The following is a 23,816-nucleotide window of genomic DNA, read 5'->3' as shown; positions in this document are numbered from 1 at the left end:
GGTGTACGGTCAGGCACGGTCTGCCGCCGATCCGACGTTACAATAGAAACCCGCGTGGGCGCCCGGCCCGCGCGGGTTTTTTCTTTCCCAGCCCGATGACCTTTGCCGCCAAGCCTTTTGCTGCTGCCGTCAATCACCTGCTCGCGCGCGAATCGTGGGCGCGCGACCGCCTGATTCCCTATGCGGGCAAGACTGCCCGCATCGACGTGTCCCCCGTCACGCTCACGCTGCTCGTGCAGCCCGACGGCTATCTGTCGGCCGTCGACGCGCACGATGCGCAACAGGTCGACGTGTCGATCGCGCTTGCCGGCGACACGGTCGCCGCGTTCCTGCAGGGCGGCCAGGCGGCCGTGATGAAGCACGTGAAGATCGAAGGCGACGCGGAATTCGCGACGCAGATCGCGAAGCTGGCCGAGCACCTGCGCTGGGAACCGGAAGAAGATCTCGCGAAGCTGGTCGGCGACGCGGCGGCGTACCGGATCGCGACCGTCGTGCGCGACGCCGGCGCGCGCGCGCGCCGCACCGGCCGCAACGTGCTCGATTCCGTCGCCGAATACTGGCTCGACGAGAACCCGCAAGTCGTCCGGCGCGCGTCGCTCGGCGGCTTCGACGCCGAACTGGCGCGCGCACGCGATGCGCTCGCGCGGGTCGAAAAGCGGGTCGAGCGACTCGAACAAAAAATCGGCGCGCGCACGGGTTCCGGCCCGCGCGGCGCGCACTGAGGGCCGCAGGGCATGCGCATTTTCCGTTTCATCAAGATTGTCTACACCGTCATCCGCTTTGGTCTCGACGAAGTGATGCTGTCCCGGATCGACGACCGGCGCGTGAAGCTGCTGTTGCGGATCACGACGATCGGCCGCCGCTACTCCGATCCGCCCGCCGTGCGGCTGCGTCACGCGCTCGAAAGCCTCGGCCCGATCTTCGTGAAGTTCGGCCAGGTGCTGTCGACGCGCCGCGACCTGCTGTCGGTCGATTTCGCGAACGAACTCGCGAAGCTGCAGGATCAGGTGCCGCCGTTCGATTCGGCCGTCGCGATCGCGATCATCGAGAAGTCGCTCGGTGCGCCGGTCGACGAGCTGTTCGACGAATTCGAGCGCGAGCCGATCGCGAGCGCGTCGATCGCGCAGGTGCATTTCGCGAAGCTGAAGCAGGGCGTGCACGCGGGCAAGGCCGTCGCCGTGAAGGTGCTGCGGCCGAACATGCTGTCGGTGATCGATTCGGATCTCGCGCTGATGCGCGACATCGCGATCTGGACCGAGCGGATGTGGGCCGACGGCCGGCGGCTGAAGCCGCGCGAGGTCGTCGCCGAATTCGACAAGTACCTGCACGACGAGCTCGACCTGATGCGCGAGGCCGCAAACGGCAGCCAGCTGCGCCGCAACTTCGCGGGCCTCGACCTGCTGCTCGTGCCGGAGATGTTCTGGGATTTCTCGACGTCGCAGGTGCTCGTGATGGAGCGCATGACCGGCGTGCCGATCAGCCAGGTCGAGACGCTGCGCTCGGCCGGCGTCGACATCAAGAAGCTCGCGCGCGAAGGCGTCGAGATCTTCTTCACGCAGGTGTTCCGCGACGGCTTCTTCCATGCGGACATGCACCCCGGCAACATCCAGGTGAGCCTCGATCCGAACACGTTCGGCCGCTATATCGCGCTCGATTTCGGGATCGTCGGCGCGCTGTCCGATTTCGACAAGAACTACCTCGCGCAGAACTTCCTCGCGTTCTTCAAGCGCGACTACCACCGCGTCGCGACGCTCCACCTCGAATCGGGCTGGGTGCCGCCCGAGACGCGCGTCGAGGAGCTCGAAAGCGCGATCCGCGCGGTGTGCGAGCCGTATTTCGATCGCGCGCTGAAGGACATCTCGCTCGGCCAGGTGCTGATGCGCCTGTTCTCGACGTCGCGCCGCTTCAACGTCGAGATCCAGCCGCAGCTCGTGCTGCTGCAGAAGACGATGCTGAACGTCGAGGGGCTCGGCCGCTCGCTCGATCCCGAACTCGACCTGTGGAAGACCGCGAAGCCGTATCTCGAGCGCTGGATGACCGAACAGATCGGCCTGCGCGGCTGGTACGAGCGGTTCAAGGTCGAGGCGCCGCAGTGGAGCAAGACGCTGCCGCAACTGCCGCGCCTGATCCACCATGCGATGGCCGCGCGCCACGATGCGCCGCGCGCCGCGAGCGAGGATCTGATGCGTCAGGTCCTCGTCGAGCAGAAACGGACGAACCGGCTGCTGCAGGCGTTGCTGATCTTCGGCCTGGCCGTCGGCGTCGGGGCGCTTGTCGCGCGCGTGCTGCTCGCGCTCGCGTACGGCGCTTGACCGAAAGGAGCACGGCGATGTCCGATCCGAAGCAACCGGCCGCACCGTCGGCCGCCGATTTCTCGACGCGCGACCCGGGTAGCGCGTCGTTCTGGAACGAGCGCTTCGAGCGCGGCGTGACGCCGTGGGAATTCGGCGGCGTGCCGGACGGCTTTCGCGTGTTCGCGCATCGGCTCGAGCCGTGCGCGGTGCTGATTCCCGGCTGCGGCAGTGCGCAGGAGGCCGGATGGCTCGCGCAGGCCGGCTGGCCGGTGCGTGCGATCGATTTCGCCGCGCAGGCGGTCGCTGCTGCGAAGGCGCAGCTCGGCGCGCATGCGGACGTCGTCGAGCAGGCCGATTTTTTCCAGTACCGGCCGCCGTTCGACGTGCAGTGGGTGTACGAGCGTGCGTTCCTGTGCGCGCTGCCGCCGAGCCTGCGTGCCGGCTATGCGGCGCGGATGGCCGAGCTGCTGCCCGCGGACGGATTGCTGGCCGGCTATTTCTTCCTGGCGGCGAAACCGAAGGGGCCGCCGTTCGGGATCGAGCGTGCGGAACTCGACGCGCTGCTCGCGCCGCACTTCGAGCTGCTCGAGGATTTGCCCGTGACCGATTCGCTGGCCGTGTTCGACGGGCACGAGCGCTGGCTCACGTGGCGTCGCCGCTGATGCGCGGGCGTCGCGGCCATTGCCGGAGCGCGCCGGGGTTTCAGCTATAATTCAAGGTTTTGCAAGCCGTTTCCAGTTTCTGCGGGAAAAATAATCATGCCGATCTACGCCTATCGATGCGAAGCGTGCGGTTTCGCGAAGGACGTGCTCCAGAAGATGAGCGACGCGCCGCTGTCGCAATGCCCTGAATGCGGGAAGGATGCTTTTCGCAAACAGGTGACCGCCGCCGGTTTCCAGCTGAAGGGCTCGGGGTGGTATGTCACCGATTTCCGCGGCGGCTCGGGCGGCGCCAGCGCACCGGCGGCGGCGTCGGGCGACGCGGCGCCGGCCGCACCGGCGGCGGAAGCCGCCCCCGCCGCGGCCGCGCCGGCTGCGGCGAGCAGTTCGGGCAGCACCACGACGACGAGCGCCGCGCCGGCTCCGGCCGCAACGCCCGCCGCCGGCAGTTGACCGTCGCGGCCCGACCGGGTCGCGACCAACCCGCGCTTCCGGCGCGGTTCATTGACGGCAGATGATGAAAAAGACGACGCTGAAAACGGTGTTCCTGACCGGCTTGCTGGTTCTCGTCCCGCTCGCGATCACGCTGTGGGTGCTCGGCCTCATCATCGGCACGATGGACCAGACACTGCTCCTGCTGCCCGAATCGTGGCAGCCCGAGCGGATGCTCGGCTTCCATCTGCCGGGGATCGGCGCGGTGCTGACGCTCGCGTTCATCTTCGTCGTCGGGCTGGCCACGCAGAACTTCATCGGCCAGAAGCTCGTCACGTGGTGGAACGCGGTCGTGCGTCACATCCCGGTCGTCGGGCCGATCTACACGAGCGTCAAGCAGGTATCGGACACGCTGCTGTCGAGCAGCGGCAACGCGTTCCGCAAGGCGCTCCTGATCGAATACCCGCGCCGCGGCTCGTATACGATCGCGTTTCTGACCGGCACGCCCGGCGGCGACGTGGTCAACCATCTGACGGAAGAGTACGTGAGCGTGTACGTGCCCACGACGCCGAACCCGACGTCGGGCTTCTTCCTGATGCTGCCGAAGAGCGAAGTCATCGAACTCGACATGTCGGTCGATGCCGCGCTCAAGTACATCGTCTCGATGGGCGTCGTGGCGCCTTCGGCGCCGGCTCCGGCGCCCGCCCGCCGTCCCGTCGAGCCGCCGCTGTAAGTAAAGAATCATCGCCCGGGCCGCGCGTTGCGGCGCCCGTTGATCAAACCGAACGAAAGCAAACATCATGTCGATGCGTACTGAATACTGCGGTCTCGTGACCGAACACCTGCTGGGCCAAACCGTGTCGCTGTGCGGCTGGGTGCAGCGCCGCCGCGATCACGGCGGTGTGATCTTCATCGACCTGCGCGATCGTGAAGGCCTCGTGCAGGTGGTGTGCGACCCGGATCGCGCGGAAATGTTCGCGACCGCCGAAGGCGTGCGCAACGAATTCTGCGTGCAGATCAAGGGCCTCGTGCGCAACCGTCCGGAAGGCACGGTCAACGCCGGCCTGAAGAGCGGCAAGATCGAAGTGCTGTGCCACGAGCTGAACGTGCTGAACGCGTCGGTCACGCCGCCGTTCCAGCTCGACGACGACAACCTGTCGGAAACGACGCGTCTCACGCATCGCGTGCTCGACCTGCGCCGTCCGCAGATGCAGCACAACCTGCGCCTGCGCTACCGCGTGGCAATCGAGGCGCGCAAGTACCTCGACGAGCAGGGCTTCATCGACATCGAAACGCCGATGCTGACGAAGAGCACGCCGGAGGGCGCGCGCGACTACCTCGTGCCGTCGCGCACGAACGCGGGCCAGTTCTTCGCGCTGCCGCAGTCGCCGCAGCTGTTCAAGCAGCTGCTGATGGTCGCGAACTTCGACCGTTACTACCAGATCACCAAGTGCTTCCGCGACGAGGATCTCCGCGCCGACCGCCAGCCGGAATTCACGCAGATCGACTGCGAAACGTCGTTCCTCGGCGAGCAGGAAATCCGCGACCTGTTCGAAGACATGATCCGTCATATCTTCAAGACGACGATCGACGTCGAACTCGACGCAACGTTCCCGGTAATGCCGTACTCGGAAGCGATGGCGCGTTTCGGTTCGGACAAGCCGGACCTGCGCGTGCAGCTCGAATTCACCGAGCTGACCGACGCGATGAAGGACGTCGACTTCAAGGTGTTCAGCACGCCGGCCAACGCGAAGGACGGCCGGGTCGCGGCATTGCGCGTGCCGAAGGGCAGCGAACTGTCGCGCGGCGACATCGACGGCTACACGGAATTCGTGCGCATCTACGGCGCGAAGGGCCTCGCATGGATCAAGGTCAACGAGAAGGCGAAGGGCCGCGACGGCCTGCAAAGCCCGATCGTGAAGAACCTGCACGATGCGTCGATCGCGGCGATCCTCGAGCGCACCGGCGCTGAAGACGGCGACATCATCTTCTTCGCGGCCGACCGCGCGAAGGTCGTCAACGACAGCCTCGGCGCGCTGCGCCTGAAGATCGGCCATTCGGAATTCGGCAAGGCGAACGGCCTCGTTCAGGCCGGCTGGAAGCCGCTGTGGGTCGTCGACTTCCCGATGTTCGAATACGACGACGAAGACGCGCGCTACGTCGCCGCGCACCATCCGTTCACGAGCCCGAAGGACGAGCACCTCGAATACCTCGAGACCGATCCGGGCCGCTGCCTCGCGAAGGCGTACGACATGGTGCTGAACGGCTGGGAAATCGGCGGCGGCTCGGTGCGTATCCACCGCGAGGAAGTGCAGAGCAAGGTGTTCCGCGCGCTGAAGATCGGCGCGGAAGAAGCGCAACTGAAGTTCGGCTTCCTGCTGGACGCGCTGCAGTACGGCGCGCCGCCGCACGGCGGTATCGCATTCGGTCTCGACCGCATCGTCACGATGATGGCCGGCGCCGATTCGATCCGCGACGTGATCGCGTTCCCGAAGACACAGCGTGCGCAGGATCTGCTCACGCAGGCGCCGAGCCCGGTCGACGAGCGTCAGCTGCGCGAGCTGCACATCCGTCTGCGTCAGCCGGAACAGCCGAAGGCGTAACGCGTTTTCGCACCCGGTCGTGTGTGCGGTCACGCCCACACGACACCCACGAAAAAGGCGCAGTGATGCGCCTTTTTCGTTTTTTGCGGTACAGTCGCAGCACTTGCCGCACGTTCGGGCGCAGGCCCGGCGCACGGCCCTGTGCCGCATGAAACAAAGATGACGAAGCCGCCGAAAATCCCCGAATCCGTTCTCGTCGTGATCTACACGCCCGACCTCGATGTGCTCGTGATCAAGCGTGCCGACCAGCCCGATTTCTGGCAATCGGTCACCGGCTCGAAGGACGCGCTCGACGAGCCGCTCGCGCTCACCGCCGCGCGCGAAGTGGCCGAGGAGACCGGCATCGCGATCGGCACGCCGGACGTGCCGGCCACCGCGCTCGTCGACTGGCATCACCGGATCGAATACACGATCTATCCGCAATACCTGCATCGCTATGCGCCGGGCGTCACGCGCAACGTCGAGCACTGGTTCGGCCTGTGCGTGCCGCATCGCGTCGACGTGACGCTGTCGCCGCGCGAGCACGTCGATCATGCGTGGCTGCCGTTCCGCGAGGCGGCCGCGCGCTGCTTCTCGCCGTCGAACGCCGAGGCGATCCTGCAATTGCCCGCGCGCGTGGCCCTCGCGCGTGCGCCGCACGGCTCGTCCGCATGAATGCGGAGACCCGCAAGCGCTTCGCGCAATTGCGGCAGATGTTCCTGCAGGAGCGCGGCTCCGCGTCGCGGCTCGCGTTTACGGCCGGCAATACGGTGCGGCTGTGCGAAACCGGCGGCGAATTCTTCCATGCGCTGATCGAACGGATCGACGCCGCCCGCGAGCAGGTGATGCTCGAAACCTACATCTTCTGCGACGACGAGGCCGGTCGCCCGGTGTCGGACGCGCTGATCCGCGCGGCGCAGCGCGGCGTGCGCGTGCGCGTGATCACCGACGGCATCGGCACCGCGCGCCTGCCGCTGTTCGACACGTGGGCCGAGTCCGGCGTCGAGCACTGCATCTACAACCGCTTCCTGTTCGGCCGCTTCGGCTTCTCGCGCACGCACCGCAAGCTCGCGGTGATCGATCACGCGGTCGCGTTCTGCGGCGGCATCAACATCGTCGACGACTACACGCAGGGCAGCGCGACGCTGCCGTTCCCGCGCTGGGATTTCGCGGTCGAGATGGCCGGGCCCGCGGTGTCCGACGTGCGCGCGGCGTTCGAGCTGCAGTGGCACCGGATCCAGTTCGGCCACAAGCCGTATGCGCAGTATGCGGCGGGGCTGCACGGCGGCGAAGCGTTCCCGGACATGTTCCGGCGCTGGATGCGCAGCCACCGGTGGATCAAGGCCGGCGCGCTCCGGGTCGTGACCGAGCCGAGCGTCGCGTTCGTCGCGCGCGACAACGTCGTGAACCGCCGCGCGATCGAGAAGGCCTATCTCGCGGCGATCGGCCAGGCGCGTCAGCGGATCCTGCTCGCGAATCCGTATTTCATGCCGGGCCGCAAGCTGCGCCGCGCGCTGACGGGTGCGGCACGGCGCGGCGTCGACGTGCGGGTGCTGATCGGCCGCAAGGAATTCACGGCGCTCGATACGGCCGTGCCGTTCCTGTATCACTCGCTGCTGCGCGCGGGCGTGCGCGTCGCCGAATACGACAAGACGATCCTGCACGGCAAGGTCGCCGTGATCGACGACAACTGGGCGACGGTCGGCTCGTCGAATCTGGACGCGCTGAGCCTGATGCTGAACAATGAAGCGAACGTCGTGCTGGTGCGCTACGATGCAGTGACGAACCAGTTGCGCGACGCGATCGCCACCGCGTTCGCCGAAGGCCGGGAGATCGACGCCGCGCACTACGCCGCGCGCCCGCGCATCGAGCGGCTGCTGAACTGGCTTGCGTACAACACGTACCGCCTCGTGATGAAGGCGCTGACGGTCGGCGGTTACGACTGACGCCGACTAAGTATTCGCTTCAAAAAATCTGTCCGCACGTTCGTGCGGAAAAGCCGCTCCGGTCCCGCCGGAATCGCGCAAAATAGCGGCTCGGTTAGACACCGGTTTCTAATAATTTCCTTGTTTCGCGAGCGGCCGCACTCAATAATAGTACGGCCGTTCGATTTTATTCGAACCCCCGAACGGTTACAGAAATAGCTATGCGAAAAGGCGAACAGACGCGTGCCGCGATACTTGAAGCTGCTTTGGACCTCGCCAGCCGTGATGGGCTGGAGGGGCTGACGATCGGCCTGCTGGCCGAGCGCATGCAGATGAGCAAGAGCGGCGTGTTCGCGCACTTCGGATCGCGCGAAGACCTGCAGGTCGAGGTCGTCCGCGAGTATCACCATCGTTTCGAAAACGAGGTGTTCTTTCCGAGCCTGCGCGAGTCGCGCGGTCTGCCGCGTCTTCGGGCGATGCTGGCGCGCTGGATCGAGAAGCGCATCCAGGAGGTGACGACCGGGTGCATCTACATCAGCGGCGCAGTGGAGTACGACGACCGGCCGGACAGCCCCGTGCGCGAGCAGTTGATCGCGAGCGTGACCGCCTGGCGTGCCGCGTTGCTGCGCGCCATTTCGCAGGCGATGGACGAAGGGCATCTGCGCACGGATACGGATCCGGACCTGATGCTCTTCGAGTTGTACAGCTTCACGCTCGGCCTGCATCACGACGCACGCTTCCTGCATTCGCCGGACGCCGTGCGCCTCACGTGGGCCGCGCTGGAAAAGACGATTGTTTCGTATCAGAGCGAGAGCCGTTAGCGGCGCGTGATCCGCCCGCCAGGAGCTCGAGCCGTTGCCCACCTTTGGAGAGAGTCATGGGACAGTACGCCGCGCCGCTGCGCGACATGCAATTCGTGTTGCACGAGCTTCTGAACGTCGAAGCCGAAGTCAAGCAAATGCCCAAGCATGCGGACCTCGACGCCGACACGATCAACCAGGTCCTCGAGGAAGCGGGCAAGTTCTGCTCCGAGGTACTGTTCCCGCTGAACCAGGTCGGTGACCGCGAAGGCTGCACGTATGAAGGCGACGGCGTCGTGAAGACCCCGACCGGCTTCAAGGAAGCGTATCAGCAGTACGTCGAGGCCGGCTGGCCGGCGCTCGGCTGCGATCCGGACTACGGCGGCCAGGGCCTGCCCGCGTTCGTGAACAACGCGCTCTACGAAATGCTGAACTCGGCGAACCAGGCATGGACGATGTATCCGGGCCTGTCGCACGGCGCGTATGAATGCCTGCACGCGCACGGCGCGCCGGAACTGCAGCAGCAATACCTGCCGAAGCTCGTGTCGGGCGAATGGACGGGCACGATGTGCCTGACCGAGCCGCACTGCGGCACCGACCTCGGCATCCTGCGCACCAAGGCCGAACCGAACGGCGACGGCTCGTACTCGATCAGCGGCACGAAGATCTTCATCTCGAGCGGCGAGCACGACATGTCGAAGAACATCGTCCACCTCGTGCTCGCGCGTCTGCCGGACGCGCCGCAAGGCACGAAGGGGATCTCGCTGTTCATCGTGCCGAAGTTCATTCCGGACGCGTCGGGCGAGCCGGGCGAGCGCAACGGCATCAAGTGCGGCTCGATCGAACACAAGATGGGCATCCACGGCAACTCGACGTGCGTGATGAACCTCGACGGGGCGAAGGGCTGGATGGTCGGCGAGCCGAACAAGGGCTTGAACGCGATGTTCGTGATGATGAATGCCGCGCGCCTCGGCGTCGGCATGCAGGGCCTCGGCCTCACGGAAGTCGCGTACCAGAACTCGCTGACGTACGCGAAGGAACGCCTGCAGATGCGCTCGCTGACGGGCCCGAAGGCGCCGGACAAGCCGGCCGACCCGATCATCGTGCACCCGGACGTGCGCCGCATGCTGCTCACGCAGAAGGCCTACGCGGAAGGCGCGCGTGCCTTCACGTACTGGTCCGCGCTGCAGATCGACAAGGAGCTGTCGCACGCCGACGAAGCGGTGCGCAAGGAAGCGGCCGACCTCGTCGCGCTGCTTACGCCGATCATCAAGGCGTTCCTGACCGACAACGCGTTCGAGTCGACCAACCATGCGATGCAGATCTACGGCGGCCACGGCTTCATCTCCGAGTGGGGCATGGAGCAGTACGTGCGCGACGCGCGGATCAACATGATCTACGAAGGCACGAACTCGATCCAGTCGCTCGACCTGCTGGGCCGCAAGGTGCTCGGCGACATGGGTGCGAAGCTGAAGAAGTTCGGCAAGCTCGTCACCGAATTCGCGGAAGCCGAAGGCGTGAAGCCGGAAATGGCCGAGTTCATCAACCCGCTCGCCGACATCGGCGACAAGGTGCAGAAGCTGACGATGGAAATCGGCATGAAGGCGATGCAGAACCCCGACGAAGTCGGTGCTGCGGCCGTGCCGTACCTGCGTACCGTCGGCCATCTGGTGTTCTCGTACTTCTGGGCGCGCATGGCGCGTCTCGCGCTCGACAACGAAGCATCGGGCGACCCGTTCTACAAGGCGAAGCTCGCCACCGCCCGCTTCTACTTCGCGCGTCTGCTGCCCGAAACGGCATCGACGATCCGCGCCGCGCGCGCCGGTTCGAAGACGCTGATGGAAGTCGACGAATCGCTGTTCTGACGCGAGTCCGGGCGGTGCGCGCCGCGCGCCGCCCGAACGCAACGGTTCCTGGTACTCACTTCGCCGTGCAGCCCTCACATTCCGCGCTGCACGACACTATCCGGAGACATCCCGTGAGCAATTTCCTGATTCGCAAGGTCGCCGTGCTGGGCGCCGGCGTGATGGGCGCGCAAATCGCAGCGCACCTCGTCAACGCGCGCGTGCCAGTGCTGCTGTTCGACCTGCCGGCCAAGGACGGCCCGAAAAACGCGATCGCGCTGAAGGCGATCGAGAACCTGAAGAAGCTGTCGCCCGCGCCGTTCGGCGTGAAGGACGATGCGAAGTACCTCGAAGCGGCGAACTACGAAGACGACATCGCGAAGCTCGCCGAATGCGACGTCGTGATCGAGGCGATCGCCGAGCGGATGGACTGGAAGCACGACCTGTACAAGAAGGTCGCGCCGCACATCGCGCCGAACGCGATCTTCGCGACCAACACGTCGGGCCTGTCGATCACGAAGCTGTCCGAAGGGTTCTCGGACGAGCTGAAGTCGCGCTTCTGCGGCGTGCATTTCTTCAACCCGCCGCGCTACATGCACCTCGTCGAGCTGATCCCGACCGCGCATACGCGCCCGGACATCCTCGACCAGCTCGAAACCTTCCTGACGAGCGTCGTCGGCAAGGGCGTCGTGCGCGCGAAGGACACGCCGAACTTCATCGCGAACCGCGTCGGCATCTTCTCGATCCTCGCGGTGATCACCGAGGCCGCGAAATTCGGCCTGCGCTTCGACGAAGTCGACGACCTGACGGGCAGCCGCCTCGGCCGCGCGAAGTCGGCGACGTTCCGCACCGCGGACGTGGTCGGCCTCGACACGATGGCGCACGTGATCAAGACGATGCAGGACAACCTCGCCGACGATCCGTTCTTCCCGGTCTACCAGACGCCCGCCGTGCTCGCCGAGCTGGTGAAGCAGGGCGCGCTCGGCCAGAAGACGGGCGGCGGTTTCTACAAGAAGGAAGGCAAGGCGATCAAGGTGCTCGACGCGAAGACGGGCACCTACGTCGATTCGGGCGCGAAGGCGGACGAAACCGTCGGCCGCATCCTGAAGCGTCCGCCGGCGGAACGCCTGAAGCTGCTGCGCGAGACGGATCATCCGCATGCGCAGTTCCTGTGGTCGATCTTCCGCGACGTGTTCCATTACATCGGCGTGCATCTCGAATCGATCGCCGACAACGCGCGCGACGTCGACCTCGCGATCCGCTGGGGCTTCGGCTGGAACGAAGGCCCGTTCGAAGGCTGGCAGGCCGCCGGCTGGAAGCAGGTCGCCGAGTGGGTGCAGGAAGACATCGCGGCCGGCAAGGCGCTCGCGAACGTGCCGCTGCCGTCGTGGGTGCTCGAAGGCGAAGTCGCCGACAAGGGCGGCGTGCACACGGCCGAAGGCTCGTGGGCGCCGGCTGCGAAGCGCTTCGTGCCGCGTTCGGACCTCGCGGTCTACGACAAGCAGGTGTTCCGTGCGCCGCTGCTCGGCGAAGCGGGAGCCGATCCGAAGACGTACGGCAAGACGCTGTTCGAAACCGATGCGGTGCGTGCATGGGTCGACGACCGTGCCGGCGAGGACGACGTCGTGATCGTGTCGTTCAAGTCGAAGATGAACACGATCGGACCGAGCGTGATCGACGGCCTCGTGCAGGCGATCGAACTCGCGGAGAAGGACTACAAGGGCGTAGTGATCTGGCAGCCGACGTCGCTGAAGCTCGGCACGCCGGGCGGCCCGTTCTCGGCCGGCGCGAACCTCGAGGAGGCGATGCCCGCGTTCATGATGGGCGGCGCGAAGGGCATCGAGCCGTTCGTGAAAAAGTTCCAGGAAGGCATGCTGCGCGTGAAGTACGCGAACGTGCCGGTGGTGGCGGCCGTGTCGGGCATCGCGCTCGGCGGCGGGTGCGAGTTGATGCTGCACAGCGCGAAGCGCGTCGTGCACGTCGAGAGCTACATCGGTCTCGTCGAAGTGGGCGTCGGCCTCGTGCCGGCGGGCGGCGGCCTGAAGGAAGCGGCGCTGCGCGCCGCGGACGCCGCGACGGCCGCGAACGCGACCACCGACATCCTGAAGTTCGTCACGAAGTCGTTCGAGAACGCGGCGATGGCGAAGGTGTCGGCGTCCGCGTACGACGCACGTGCGATGGGCTACGTGAAGCCGTCCGACACGATCGTCTTCAACGTGTTCGAACTGCTCGACACCGCGAAGAAGGAAGCGCGTGCGCTGGCCGACACCGGCTACCGCGCACCGCTGCGCGCGAAGGACGTGCCGGTCGCGGGCCGCTCGGCGATCGCGACGATCAAGGCATCGCTCGTCAACATGCGTGACGGCCGCTTCATCAGCGACCACGACTACCTGATCGCGAGCCGCATCGCCGAAGCCGTGTGCGGCGGCGACGTCGAGGCCGGCAGCCTCGTCGACGAGCAGTGGCTGCTCGCGCTGGAGCGCCGCGCATTCGTCGAGCTGCTCGGCACGCAGAAGACGCAGGAACGGATCATGGGCATGTTGCAGACCGGCAAGCCGGTGCGTAACTGAGCGAGCGGACAGAGCGGACAAGGAGTCTGAAATGAGCAAACAATTGCAAGACGCATACATCGTCGCCGCCAGCCGCACGCCGATCGGCAAGGCCCCGCGCGGTGTCTTCAAGAACACGCGGCCGGACGAGCTGCTGGTCCACGCGATCAGGTCGGCGGTCGCGCAGGTGCCCGGCTTCGACACGAAGCTGATCGAGGACGCGATCATCGGCTGCGCGATTCCGGAAGCCGAGCAGGGCCTGAACGTCGCGCGGATGGGCGCGCTGCTCGCCGGCCTGCCGCAGACGGTCGGCGGCGTGACGGTCAACCGCTTCTGCGCGTCGGGCATCACCGCGCTGGCGATGGCGGCCGACCGCATCCGCGTCGGCGAATCGGACGCGATCTTCGCGGGCGGCTGCGAGTCGATGAGCATGGTGCCGATGATGGGCAACAAGCCGTCGATGTCGCCGCACATTTTCGATCGCAACGAAGATTTCGGCATCGCGTACGGGATGGGCCTGACGGCCGAGCGCGTTGCCGAGCAGTGGAAGGTGAGCCGCGACGACCAGGACGCGTTCTCGGTCGAGTCGCACCGCAAGGCGCTCGCCGCGCAGCAGGCCGGCGAATTCAACGACGAGATCGCCGCCTACACGATCACCGAGCGTTTCCCGAATCTCGCCACCGGCGAAGTCGACGTGAAGACGCGCGAGATCAAGCTCGACGAAGGTCCGCGCGCGGATACGTCGATCGAAGGCCTCGCGAAGCTGCGCACGGTGTTCGCGAACAAGGGCTCGGTCACGGCCGGCAACAGCTCGCAGACGTCGGACGGCGCGGGCGCGCTGCTCGTCGTGTCGGAGAAGGTGCTGAAGGAGTTCAACCTGACGCCGCTCGCGCGCTTCGTGAGCTTCGCGGTGCGTGGCGTGCCGCCGGAAATCATGGGCATCGGCCCGAAGGAAGCGATTCCGGCCGCGCTGAAGGCCGCCGGCCTGAAGCAGGACGATCTCGACTGGATCGAGCTGAACGAGGCGTTTGCCGCGCAGTCGCTGGCGGTGATGCGCGATCTCGGCCTCGATCCGTCGAAGGTCAACCCGATGGGCGGCGCGATCGCACTCGGTCACCCGCTCGGCGCGACCGGCGCGATCCGCGCGGCGACCGTCGTGCACGGCCTGCGCCGCCGCAACCTGAAGTACGGGATGGTCACGATGTGCGTCGGCACCGGCATGGGCGCCGCGGGCATCATCGAACGCCTGTAAGCGGGACGCGACGAAAAGCGACGACGGTGCGCGGGCCACGAGCTCGCGCACCGTTTTTTCATTCCGGTAGAGGACAGTCAAAGGAGACGGTTGTGGCCGACATTCAAGTGGAACGCGCCGACGGCGTGATGACGATCACGATCGCGCGCCCGGCGAAGAAGAATGCGCTGACGGCGGCGATGTACCAGACGATGGCCGATGCGCTCGCCGACGCGCAGGAAGACAAGGCGACGCGCGTGATCCTGCTGCGCGGCAGCGACGGCAATTTCAGCGCGGGGAACGATCTCGAGGATTTCCTGAAGTCGCCGCCGAAGGACGACACCGCATCGGTGTTCCAGTTTCTGGCGCGGATCAGCAGCGCGAGCAAGCCGGTCGTGGCAGCCGTGCCGGGCATCGCGGTCGGCGTCGGCGTGACGATGCTGCTGCACTGCGATCTGGTCTACGCGGCCGATACCGCGACGTTCTCGCTGCCGTTCGTGCAGCTCGGGCTGTGCCCGGAAGCCGCATCGAGCGCACTGCTGCCGCGCCTGGCCGGCCATCAGGTCGCCGCCGAGAAGCTGCTGCTGGGCGAGGCGTTCGACGCGCTGGAAGCGCACCGGATCGGCATCGTCAATCGCGTGCTGCCGGCGGCCGAGCTCGACGCGTTCGCGGCGAAGCAGGCGGCGAAGCTGGCGGCGCTGCCGGCGGCATCGCTGCGTGTGACGAAGGCGCTGTTGAAGGATACGGGCGGCGTGGCTACCGCCGCGCGGATGGCCGAGGAGGCGGCCCACTTCTCCGCGATGCTGCGCGCGCCGGAAGCGCGCGAGGCGATGACGGCGTTCTTCGAGAAGCGCAAGCCGGATTTCCGTCAGTTCGACTGACGGAGCAGGCCGCGCCGGCGGTGGATCGCCGGTGCGCGGCCGGGCGTGCGATCAGGCCGTGCCGTAGTCGACGTAACCCGTTTCGCGGCAGAAGCTGACGAGCCGCAAGCCGGCCGCCTTCGCGATCTGGATCGCGAGCGACGACGGCGCGGAGATGGTCGCAACCAACGGGATGCCGACCCGCGCGGCCTTGCGCACGAGCTCGTAGCTCGCGCGGCTCGACAGGAACACGAAGCCGTCGGTGGTATCGGCGCGCGCCAGCACGAGCGAGCCGATCAGCTTGTCGAGCGCATTGTGGCGGCCGACGTCCTCGAATGCCGTCCGGATCGCGCCTGTTGCGTCGCACCACGCGGCCGCATGCAGGCCGCCGGTCAGTTTCGTGAGCGCCTGATGCGCCGGCAGCGCATGCGCGGCGCGCGCCAGCGCGTCGGGGGCGAGGCGCGCGAGAAAGCCGGTATCGGGCACGCGTTCGGGCGCAAGGTCGAGCAGGTCGATGCTTTCGATGCCGCAGACGCCGCAGCCCGTGCGCCCCGCGAGCGCGCGGCGCCGGTCCTTCAGCGCGGCGAACGCCTGCTGGACGACTTCCAGGTGGACTTCCGCATGCGGCAGCGGCGCGTCGGCGTGCAGGATCACCTCGATGTCCTTGATGTCGCTGCCGCGCGCGACGATCCCTTCCGAGATCGCGAAGCCGACCGCGAACGCTTCGAGGTCGCATGGCGTACACATCATCACCGCGTGCGAGATGCCGTTGAAGACGAGTGCGACCGGCCATTCCTGGCCGACGAAGTCGTGTGCGGTTTCGACCGCGCCGCCGCGCGTGCGGCTCACGGGCAGCTCGATCGCGCCGCGCGGTTCATCGCGAAGCTCGTCGCGCAGTTCGTCTGATTGGGTCGGATTCACGAGCACTCCCGTTGATTCGAGGCACGGCCGGCGACGATCGTGCCGCCGCCCGCGCGCAGAGGTTCTAAAATACCCCAGGCAAGCCGGCCGCGCCGGCATCCGCCACGTCAGGTAACGACCATGGGACTCAGCGACGCTCCGTTGCTCTTCAACTTCGAACACGATTCGTCGGAAAACTTCACGTACATCCCGATGATCGTGCGTTTCAATCTCGACCGCTTCGGGCTGCGGATTTCGCTCGAACAGTGGCAACTGCTGCCGCTCGAGGACCGCAAGCTGCTCGCGCGCTTTCCGGCCGACGACGACACCGCGATCGAGCCCAATTTCGATCATGCGCTGTTCGAAATGCTGCGCACGCACGCCGATCTGGAGCCATCATGGTTCCAGCCGGACGAGCAGCCGGCCTGGCGCGCCGTCGATATGGTGCCGGAGTCGCTCGTGCAGCAAAGCGCGCTGGCCGGGCTGCCGGCGCCCGCGCTCGCGCAGTGGCAGCGGCTCGCGCCGTTCCAGCGCTACGTGCTGGTGAAGTTGTCGCGCAAGCCGACGCTGAATCACGATTTCCTGCCCGCGATGCGGGAGTTCGGGCTGACGGCCACGCACTGACGGCCGCGTGCCGCGCCGCGGCGCGGCGCCTGCCCGTCAGAGCGGCGGCAGTTGCCGCGGCTTGCGGTCCGAGCCGGTCGCGACGTAGGTGAGCGTGGCTTCGGTGACTTTCACGACTTCGCCCATCAGGCGCATGCGCTGCGCGTACACCTCGACGTCGACCGTGATCGACGTGTTGCCGGTGCGCATGATGGTGGCGTAGAAGCTCAGCAGATCGCCGACGAATACCGGCTGCTTGAACACGAACGAGTTGACCGCGACCGTCGCGACGCGGCCGTTCGCACGCTGGCTCGCGGGAATCGAGCCGGCGATGTCGACCTGCGACATGATCCAGCCGCCGAACACGTCGCCGTGGACGTTCGCGTCGTGCGGTTGCGGGACGACGCGCAGCGCGGGCTGCTTCTGCGGGAGATCGAGGGTCGAATCGGTCATGGCGGGGGCTTTCATCCTGTAATAAATGGGCCGCCGCGCGCAGCCTGGCCGGCGAGGGCGCCGGCAGCGGCGCGAAGCGGCTTCTGCGACAATACAACGTTCGCAAATTGTACGAGAAAGCGCGCGAGCCGGCCGCCGATACGCGTGTCCGGTGTCGCCGCATAACCCTTCCCCATGCGCCGATTTCCCGCTTCCGGCGAGCCCGCGCCGGCTTCGACCGGGCCTCGCAACGACTGGCAGACCATCCGGTCGCTGCTGCCGTACCTGACCACCTACAAATGGCGCGTCGCGCTCGCGCTCGGCTGCCTGATCGGCGCGAAGGTCGCGAACCTCGGCGTGCCGGTCGTGATGAAGCGCATCGTCGACCATCTGTCCTACGTGCAGCAGCTCACCGCGCTCGGCCGTGCCGAGCAGTCGGCCGGCATCGTGCTCGCGGGCGGCGTCGGCCTGCTGGTGGTCGCGTATGCGTTCGTGCGGCTGTCGACGTCGCTGTTTACCGAACTGCGCGAAATCCTGTTCTCGAAGGTCACCGAGAGCGCGGTGCGCCAGCTCGCGCTGCAGGTGTTCCGGCACCTGCACGGGCTGTCGCTGCGGTTCCATCTCGAGCGGCAGACGGGCGGCATGTCGCGCGACATCGAGCGCGGCACGCGCGGCATCCAGCAACTGATTTCGTACTCGCTGTACAGCATCCTGCCGACGCTCGTCGAGGTCGGGCTCGTGCTCGGCTTCTTCGTGGTCAAGTACGAGGCCTACTACGCGTACGTGACGTTCGCGGCGCTGGTCACGTACATCGTGTTCACCGTGAAGGTCACCAACTGGCGCACGCACTTCCGCCGCACGATGAACGAGCTCGATTCGCGCGCGAACTCGCGGGCGATCGACTCGCTGATCAACTACGAGACGGTGAAGTACTTCGGCAACGAGGAGTGGGAGGCGCAGCGCTACGACGAGAACCTGAAGCGCTACCGGAAGGCCGCGATCCGCTCGCAGAATTCGCTGTCGGTGCTGAACTTCGGCCAGCAGGCGATCATCGGCACCGGGCTCGTGTTCATCCTGTGGCGCGCGACGCAGGGCGTGCTCGCGGGCAAGCTGACGCTCGGCGATCTCGTGCTGATCAACACGTTCATGCTGCAGCTGTACATTCCACTGAACTTCCTCGGCGTCGTCTATCGCGAGCTGAAGCAGAGCCTGACCGACATGGACCGGATGTTCGGGCTGCTGTCGGCGCCGAAGGAAGTGGCCGACCGGCCCGAGGCGCCGCCGCTCGCGGTGGCCGGCGCGCAGGTGCGCTTCGAGCACGTGAACTTCGCGTACGAGCCGTCGCGGCAGATCCTGCACGACGTGACGTTTACGATCGATGCCGGCACGACGACCGCGGTGGTCGGCCACAGCGGTTCGGGGAAATCGACGCTGTCGCGGCTGCTGTTCCGCTTCTACGATCTCGACCGGCAGGCGGGCGGCGCGATCCGGATCGACGGCCAGGACATCCGCGACGTCACGCAGGAATCGCTGCGCGCGTCGATCGGGATCGTGCCGCAGGACACCGTGCTGTTCAACGACTCGATCTACTACAACATCGCGTACGGCCGGCCGACGGCGAGCCGCGACGAGGTGGTCGCGGCCGCGCGCGCCGCGCACATCCACGACTTCATCGAAAGCTTGCCGAAGGGCTATGACACGCCGGTCGGCGAGCGCGGGCTGAAGCTGTCGGGCGGCGAGAAGCAGCGCGTCGCGATCGCGCGCACGTTGCTGAAGGATCCGCCGGTGCTGCTGTTCGACGAAGCGACGTCGGCGCTCGATTCGCGCTCGGAGCGCGCGATCCAGCACGAACTCGACCAGATCGCGCGGCATCGCACGACGCTCGTGATCGCACACCGGTTGTCGACGGTCGTGCACGCGCAGCAGATCCTCGTGATGGACCACGGGCGGATCGTCGAGCGCGGCACGCACGACGAACTCGTGCGCGCCGACGGGCTGTATGCGCAGATGTGGGCGTTGCAGCAGCAGCGCGCGGCGGCCGGCGGGGAAGAGGCCGAGGCCGCGTGAGCGCGGGTGTCGCGCAACGCGGCGCGCGGCGGGGGCGGGCGGTGTGCCGGCTGTCCGGCAGCATGCAGCGTGGCGCCGTCACGGCCGGGTGAGCCGGCGGGGCGTTCCCGGCATTCGATTCCGGATCGGTTCGCGGCCGGTTGACGGGGCGCCGTCATCGGCCTGTCAGCCCATCGGCCGCCGCACCGGCGAACCGGCAATCAGCCGCGAAACGATCAGCCCGCGGCGGCGCGCAGCCGCGCGTCGAGTTCGCCGAGCTGCGCGGGCGTGCCGACGTTTTCCCAGATGCCTTCGTACAGTTCGCCGCTCGCGCGGCCGGCTTCGATCGCCGCGCGATAGTACGGCGTCAGCGCGCGCCGCGTGCCGGGCGCGAGGTCGCGGAACATCCGCGTGTCGTACAGTCCGATGTTGCCGAACGTGAAGCGCGCGGCGCCGTCGAGCGCGAGACGGCCGTCGTCGCCGAGCGCGAAGTCGCCGGCCGGGTGAAACGGCGGGTTCGGCACCATCACGAGGTGCATCGCCGGCGTGTCGAGCGCGGCCATCCGGGCGGCGCGCGGTGCGAGCGTCCGGTAGTCGAACGCGCAGTACACGTCGCCGCTGACGGCCGCGAACACGGTCGGCCGGCCGTCGCGCTCGAGCAGCGGCAGCGCCTGCGCGATGCCGCCGGCGGTTTCCAGCGCTTCGCCCTCGGCCGAATACGCGAGCCGTACGCCCCAGTGCGAACCATCGCCGAGCGCGGCCTCGATCTGCTCGCCGAGCCATGCGTGGTTGATCACGATCGTGTCGATGCCCGCACGCGCGAGCGCCTCGATCTGCCACACGATCAGCGGCTTGCCGCCGGCTTCGAGCAGCGGCTTCGGGCGGGTGTCGGTCAGCGGGCGCATCCGGTCGCCGCGCCCGGCGGCGAAGATCATCGCCGTGGTCAGGGTAGTGCTCATGTTCGACTGGGTGTGAGGGCGGTCAGAACGTATAGCCGACGTCGGCCGGCGCGGTGCCCTCGAGCGCGTCGAGCAGCTTCGCGAACGGCACGAGCGGGCGATAGCGCAGCGCGACCTTGCGTGCATAGGTCAGGAAGCGCGGCAGGTCGTTCAGGTAGTGCGGCTTGCCGTCGCGGTAGTTGATGCGCGCGAACAGGCCGAGGATCTTGATATGGCGCTGCAGCCCCATCCATTCGAGCTGGCGGTAGAACTCGCCGAAGTCGGGATCGACCGGCAGGCCGGCCTTTTTCGCCTTCTCCCAGTAGTACGCGAAGCAGTCGAGCTCGAATTCCTCGTCCCAACTGATGAACGCGTCGCGCAGCAGCGACACGACGTCGTACGTCAGCGGCCCGTACACGGCGTCCTGGAAATCGAGCACGCCCGGGTTCGGCTCGCAGACCATCAGGTTGCGCGGCATGAAGTCGCGCAGCATGAAGCCTTGCGGCTGCGCGTGCGCGCTCGCGACCAGCAACGCGAACGTGCGGTCGAGCGTGCCGCGCATCGCGTCGGTGACCGGCTTGCCGAGGTGGCGGCCGACGAACCATTCGGGCAGCAGCTCCATTTCGCGGCGCAGGAACGCTTCGTCGAACGGCGGCAGCACGTCGGGCTTCGACGTGAGCTGGAAGCGGATCAGCGCGTCGAGCGCGTCGCGCATCAGCGCTCGCGCGGCGGCCGGGTCGGCCGGATCGAGCACCGAGATGTACGACGTGCGGCCGAGGTCGCTCACGAGCATGAAGCCTGCGTCGAAATCGTGGGCCAGCACGTCCGGCACGTGGTCGCCGGCCGCGGCGAGCAGCTGCGCGACCTGGACGAACTCGCGGCACTTCTCGGGCGGCGGCGCATCGACCGCGATCAGGGTGCCGCCGGGGCTCGTGGCCGACGCGACGCGGAAATAGCGGCGGAAACTGGCGTCCGACGACGCGGGCGCGAGGGTCGACAGATCGAGCGCGTAGCGCCCGGCGAGCGGGTGCAGCCACGCGGTGAGCGCTTCGAGGCGGGCGTCGGGCTGGGATGCGGCGGATGGGGGCGTCATGAAACTCGGCGGAGGGGGGAACGTCTTGCCATATAATACCCCACGACTTTTTTGACGCGCCCCGCGTCAGCTTCCGCCGTGCAGGCCCCGCCGCCTGTCGCGCCGTCCGCCCGATCGCCTCCCCGGTTTGCGAAGAGCCGCAGTCGCGGCTCGACGGCGCGGCCCGCCGCGCGCGAAGGTGCCGTGCAGGCGCGGTTGACAAGGGGCGATTCGCCAAACGATAGATGCCGCCCAAACCGCTATTCCCGAATGTTTTCCCCGGTGACGGGGCGCCGCGCAAACGGCGGCTCGCGCTCGCGCTCCTGGCCGTGCCCGGCCTCGTGCCGGCCGTGTCGTACGCGCAGCTGTCGGGCGCGGCTGCGCAGCCGCAGCCGCTCGACTCGCCGTGGGATCTGCGTCTCGCACCCCAGCTCGAGGATCATCCGCTGAAGGACGGTGCGAAGCCGGCCGCCTTCGTGATCGCCGACCATACGAGCGGCACCGCCGAGCAGGACCTCGCCGCGAAGGGTTCCGCCGAGCTGCGGCGCGGCGACGCCGTCGTGAAGGCCGACGCGATCCACTACGATCAGGATACCGACATGGCCGATGCGTACGGCCAGGTCAAGGTGGTCAATGGCGGTACGTCGTTCGCGGGCCCCGAGGCGCACCTGAAGATCGAGGCGAGCCAGGGCTTCATGACCGCGCCGAAGTATCACTTCAACATGACGGGCGGGTCGGGCAGCGCGGAGCGCGTCGACATGGTCGACAACGAGCGCTCGGTGTTCGTCAACGGCACGTATACGGCGTGCCAGTGCTCGACGGACCCCGCGTGGTACATCAAGGGCAGCCGCTTCGATTTCGATACGGGCGCCGACGAGGGCACCGCGCGCAACGGCGTGCTGTTCTTCCAGGGCGTGCCGATCTTCGCGAGCCCGTGGATGACGTTCCCGCTGTCGGGCGAACGGCGCAGTGGCCTGCTGCCGCCGACGTTCTCGATGAACTCGAACAACGGCTTCGAGCTGTCGCTGCCGTATTACTTCAACATCGCGCCGAACCGCGACCTGACGCTCACGCCGCGCATCATCTCGCGGCGCGGCGTGATGACCGAAGCGACGTTCCGCTACCTGTCGCCGTCGTATTCGGGCACGTTTACGGCCAATTACCTGCCGGACGACCGGCTCGCGCACCGCAACCGCTACGCGATCTACTGGCAGCACCAGCAGAACTTCGGCGGCGGCTTCGGCGGCTACGTCTACTTCAACAAGGTCTCGGACAACACGTATCCCGAAGACCTCGGGTCGACGAACCAGTTCATCAACGGGACGCAGACGCTGTACCAGCAGGAGGCCGGCCTCACGTACAACAACGGCCCGTGGTCGGTGCTCGCGCGCTACCAGCACTGGCAGACGCTGCCGCCGTCGATCGCCCCGTACAGCCGCGAGCCGCAGTTGAACGTGAAGTACACGAAGTACAACGTCGGCGGCTTCGACTTCGGCGCGGAAGCCGACTATTCGCGGTTCCGCATCACGACCGCCGATGCGACCCAGGGCGACCGGATCGTCTTCAACCCGTACATCTCTTACGGCGTATACGGTCCCGGCTACTTCGCCGTGCCGAAGGTCCAGTACCACTTCGCGTCGTACGACCTGAACTACCTGTCGTCGACCACGCCGAACAGCCCGAAGCGCTTCACCGAGTCGATCCCGACCGTGAGCTTCGATTCGGGCCTGATCTTCGATCGTTCGGTGCGCCTGTTCGGCCAGGACTTCATTCAAACCCTCGAGCCGCGCCTGTACTACGTGTACACGCCGTATCGCAATCAGTCGAACGCGCCGCTGTTCGACACCGCGGAATCGGACTTCGGCCTCGCGGAGATCTACCAGCCGAACACGTTCGTCGGCAACGACCGGATCGCCGATGCGAACCGGATCACGGCCGGCCTCACGTCGCGCTTCATCGATCCGCGCACCGGCGACGAGCGCGCGCGCTTCGTGATCGCGCAGCAGTACTACTTCGCCGATCAGCGCGTCACGCTGACCCCCGGGCAGAGCGCCGTGCTGGCGCGCCACTCGGACCTGATCGTCGGCGCCGCGCTGAAGCTCGGTTCGGGCTTCATGTCCGAGACGGCGTTCCAGTACAACCAGAACAACAACCAGCTCGTGAAATCGAGCGTCGGTTTCGGCTACAGCCCGGGCGAGCGCCGCGTGATCAATGTCGGCTACCGCTATACGCGCGCGAACACCACGCTCGACAACCAGCCGATCAACCAGTTCCTGGTGTCCGCGCAATGGCCGCTCACGCGCCGCCTGTATGCGATCGGCCGTTTCAACTACGACCTCGCCGGAGATCGCGTGGTCGACGGTCTGGTCGGCTTACAATACGACGCGGATTGCTGGGCGCTCGGGGTCGGGGTGCAGCGGGCCGCGAACGGCATCAATACGTCGGGACAGCAGAACTCGTCGACGCGATTCATGATGCAGCTGACGCTCAAGGGCTTGTCGACCGTCGACAACGGCCTCGTGTCCGCATTCCGCGCCGGGGTGCCGGGCTACACGCCGTTGCCGCCGCCGCCGCCGCCGATGTCCCGCTTCAGCAACTACGAGTAACGCCGGCATGTCTGCACCGGTCAGCACGATTTCAATGGAGTTT

20 protein-coding genes are annotated in these 23,816 nt (G+C 67.0%); 16 read left to right on the top strand and 4 right to left on the bottom strand.

The annotated features are described in order from the left end of the window. Positions 1-95: 95 nt before the first annotated feature. From HWW87_RS24410 to HWW87_RS24350, 13 genes are all read left to right on the top strand, one after another. Entirely contained in the window at positions 96-722 is a 627-nt protein-coding gene (locus tag HWW87_RS24410) for an SCP2 sterol-binding domain-containing protein (RefSeq protein WP_174388613.1), read from the top strand. 12 nt (positions 723-734) lie between these two features. Continuing rightward, positions 735-2,312: a ubiquinone biosynthesis regulatory protein kinase UbiB gene (gene ubiB, locus HWW87_RS24405; protein WP_034179005.1), complete on the top strand. Its 1,578-nt coding sequence runs from the start codon at positions 735-737 to the stop codon at positions 2,310-2,312. Between the two features lie 17 nt (positions 2,313-2,329). After that, positions 2,330-2,956 carry an SAM-dependent methyltransferase gene (locus HWW87_RS24400; protein WP_175822474.1) on the top strand — a complete coding sequence of 209 codons (627 nt, stop codon included), beginning with the start codon at positions 2,330-2,332 and terminating at the stop codon, positions 2,954-2,956. 96 nt (positions 2,957-3,052) lie between these two features. After that, positions 3,053-3,406 carry an FmdB family zinc ribbon protein gene (locus HWW87_RS24395; RefSeq protein WP_175822473.1) on the top strand — a complete coding sequence of 118 codons (354 nt, stop codon included), beginning with the start codon at positions 3,053-3,055 and terminating at the stop codon, positions 3,404-3,406. Between the two features lie 61 nt (positions 3,407-3,467). Further along, positions 3,468-4,118, top strand: a complete 651-nt coding sequence (locus HWW87_RS24390; protein WP_006477842.1) for a DUF502 domain-containing protein — start codon at positions 3,468-3,470, stop codon at positions 4,116-4,118. Between the two features lie 67 nt (positions 4,119-4,185). Further along, positions 4,186-5,988, top strand: a complete 1,803-nt coding sequence (gene aspS, locus HWW87_RS24385) for an aspartate--tRNA ligase (protein WP_175822472.1) — start codon at positions 4,186-4,188, stop codon at positions 5,986-5,988. A gap of 159 nt (positions 5,989-6,147) precedes the next feature. Next, positions 6,148-6,642, top strand: coding sequence for a dihydroneopterin triphosphate diphosphatase (gene nudB / locus HWW87_RS24380; protein ID WP_034208361.1), 495 nt, complete (start codon positions 6,148-6,150; stop codon positions 6,640-6,642). After that, positions 6,639-7,913, top strand: coding sequence for a cardiolipin synthase ClsB (clsB, locus tag HWW87_RS24375; RefSeq protein WP_175822471.1), 1,275 nt, complete (start codon positions 6,639-6,641; stop codon positions 7,911-7,913). The genes nudB and clsB overlap by 4 nt, the downstream gene beginning before the upstream one ends. Positions 7,914-8,113: 200 nt before the next feature. Further along, positions 8,114-8,713, top strand: coding sequence for a TetR/AcrR family transcriptional regulator (locus HWW87_RS24370; RefSeq protein ID WP_174388606.1), 600 nt, complete (start codon positions 8,114-8,116; stop codon positions 8,711-8,713). A gap of 56 nt (positions 8,714-8,769) precedes the next feature. After that, a complete protein-coding gene (locus tag HWW87_RS24365) occupies positions 8,770-10,557 on the top strand; it encodes an acyl-CoA dehydrogenase C-terminal domain-containing protein (protein WP_175822470.1) in 1,788 nt (595 codons plus the stop codon). A gap of 113 nt (positions 10,558-10,670) precedes the next feature. Then, positions 10,671-13,106, top strand: coding sequence for a 3-hydroxyacyl-CoA dehydrogenase/enoyl-CoA hydratase family protein (locus HWW87_RS24360; RefSeq protein ID WP_175822469.1), 2,436 nt, complete (start codon positions 10,671-10,673; stop codon positions 13,104-13,106). Positions 13,107-13,137: 31 nt separating this feature from the next. Beyond that, entirely contained in the window at positions 13,138-14,337 is a 1,200-nt protein-coding gene (locus HWW87_RS24355) for an acetyl-CoA C-acyltransferase (protein ID WP_174433606.1), read from the top strand. Between the two features lie 92 nt (positions 14,338-14,429). Beyond that, complete coding sequence (locus HWW87_RS24350) at positions 14,430-15,197, top strand: enoyl-CoA hydratase (protein ID WP_175822468.1); 768 nt, start codon at positions 14,430-14,432, stop codon at positions 15,195-15,197. A gap of 51 nt (positions 15,198-15,248) precedes the next feature. On the opposite strand, the gene fdhD is transcribed toward HWW87_RS24350, so the two are convergent. Then, entirely contained in the window at positions 15,249-16,103 is an 855-nt protein-coding gene (gene fdhD / locus HWW87_RS24345) for a formate dehydrogenase accessory sulfurtransferase FdhD (RefSeq protein WP_175822467.1), read from the bottom strand. A gap of 114 nt (positions 16,104-16,217) precedes the next feature. Here fdhD and HWW87_RS24340 point away from each other — a divergent pair, with 114 nt between their 5' ends. After that, positions 16,218-16,700, top strand: a complete 483-nt coding sequence (locus HWW87_RS24340) for a nitrate reductase associated protein (protein ID WP_175822466.1) — start codon at positions 16,218-16,220, stop codon at positions 16,698-16,700. Between the two features lie 36 nt (positions 16,701-16,736). On the opposite strand, the gene HWW87_RS24335 is transcribed toward HWW87_RS24340, so the two are convergent. Further along, on the bottom strand, positions 16,737-17,132 hold the full coding sequence (locus tag HWW87_RS24335; RefSeq protein WP_027785387.1) for an acyl-CoA thioesterase: 396 nt from the start codon (positions 17,130-17,132) through the stop codon (positions 16,737-16,739). A gap of 174 nt (positions 17,133-17,306) precedes the next feature. Between HWW87_RS24335 and HWW87_RS24330 the strand changes: the two genes are divergently transcribed. Further along, positions 17,307-19,178 (top strand): ABC transporter ATP-binding protein/permease, encoded by a 1,872-nt coding sequence (locus HWW87_RS24330; RefSeq protein ID WP_175822465.1) that lies wholly within the window; start codon positions 17,307-17,309, stop codon positions 19,176-19,178. 215 nt (positions 19,179-19,393) lie between these two features. On the opposite strand, the gene murU is transcribed toward HWW87_RS24330, so the two are convergent. Together murU and HWW87_RS24320 are read right to left on the bottom strand one after the other, a co-directional pair. Beyond that, positions 19,394-20,116 (bottom strand): N-acetylmuramate alpha-1-phosphate uridylyltransferase MurU, encoded by a 723-nt coding sequence (gene murU, locus HWW87_RS24325; protein WP_175822464.1) that lies wholly within the window; start codon positions 20,114-20,116, stop codon positions 19,394-19,396. Positions 20,117-20,138: 22 nt separating this feature from the next. Continuing rightward, positions 20,139-21,188, bottom strand: a complete 1,050-nt coding sequence (locus HWW87_RS24320) for a phosphotransferase (RefSeq protein WP_175822463.1) — start codon at positions 21,186-21,188, stop codon at positions 20,139-20,141. A gap of 224 nt (positions 21,189-21,412) precedes the next feature. Between HWW87_RS24320 and HWW87_RS24315 the strand changes: the two genes are divergently transcribed. After that, complete coding sequence (locus HWW87_RS24315; RefSeq protein ID WP_175822462.1) at positions 21,413-23,773, top strand: LPS-assembly protein LptD; 2,361 nt, start codon at positions 21,413-21,415, stop codon at positions 23,771-23,773. The last annotated feature ends 43 nt before the right edge of the window (positions 23,774-23,816 follow it).

This window comes from Burkholderia sp. BCC0419 (assembly GCF_902830285.1).
In the GTDB taxonomy this organism is placed as follows: domain Bacteria; phylum Pseudomonadota; class Gammaproteobacteria; order Burkholderiales; family Burkholderiaceae; genus Burkholderia.
The sequence above is the reverse complement of the archived record's forward strand: the minus strand, read 5'-3'. Positions and strand labels throughout refer to the sequence as shown.

Coding starts and splice junctions, on each gene's coding strand:
- HWW87_RS24410 (WP_174388613.1), top strand. CDS start 96: ATGACCTTTGCCGCCAAGCCTTTTGCTGCTGCCGTCAATCACCTGCTC.
- ubiB (WP_034179005.1), top strand. CDS start 735: ATGCGCATTTTCCGTTTCATCAAGATTGTCTACACCGTCATCCGCTTT.
- HWW87_RS24400 (WP_175822474.1), top strand. CDS start 2,330: ATGTCCGATCCGAAGCAACCGGCCGCACCGTCGGCCGCCGATTTCTCG.
- HWW87_RS24395 (WP_175822473.1), top strand. CDS start 3,053: ATGCCGATCTACGCCTATCGATGCGAAGCGTGCGGTTTCGCGAAGGAC.
- HWW87_RS24390 (WP_006477842.1), top strand. CDS start 3,468: ATGATGAAAAAGACGACGCTGAAAACGGTGTTCCTGACCGGCTTGCTG.
- aspS (WP_175822472.1), top strand. CDS start 4,186: ATGTCGATGCGTACTGAATACTGCGGTCTCGTGACCGAACACCTGCTG.
- nudB (WP_034208361.1), top strand. CDS start 6,148: ATGACGAAGCCGCCGAAAATCCCCGAATCCGTTCTCGTCGTGATCTAC.
- clsB (WP_175822471.1), top strand. CDS start 6,639: ATGAATGCGGAGACCCGCAAGCGCTTCGCGCAATTGCGGCAGATGTTC.
- HWW87_RS24370 (WP_174388606.1), top strand. CDS start 8,114: ATGCGAAAAGGCGAACAGACGCGTGCCGCGATACTTGAAGCTGCTTTG.
- HWW87_RS24365 (WP_175822470.1), top strand. CDS start 8,770: ATGGGACAGTACGCCGCGCCGCTGCGCGACATGCAATTCGTGTTGCAC.
- HWW87_RS24355 (WP_174433606.1), top strand. CDS start 13,138: ATGAGCAAACAATTGCAAGACGCATACATCGTCGCCGCCAGCCGCACG.
- HWW87_RS24340 (WP_175822466.1), top strand. CDS start 16,218: ATGGGACTCAGCGACGCTCCGTTGCTCTTCAACTTCGAACACGATTCG.
- HWW87_RS24335 (WP_027785387.1), bottom strand. CDS start 17,132: ATGACCGATTCGACCCTCGATCTCCCGCAGAAGCAGCCCGCGCTGCGC.
- HWW87_RS24330 (WP_175822465.1), top strand. CDS start 17,307: ATGCGCCGATTTCCCGCTTCCGGCGAGCCCGCGCCGGCTTCGACCGGG.
- murU (WP_175822464.1), bottom strand. CDS start 20,116: ATGAGCACTACCCTGACCACGGCGATGATCTTCGCCGCCGGGCGCGGC.
- HWW87_RS24320 (WP_175822463.1), bottom strand. CDS start 21,188: ATGACGCCCCCATCCGCCGCATCCCAGCCCGACGCCCGCCTCGAAGCG.
- HWW87_RS24315 (WP_175822462.1), top strand. CDS start 21,413: ATGCCGCCCAAACCGCTATTCCCGAATGTTTTCCCCGGTGACGGGGCG.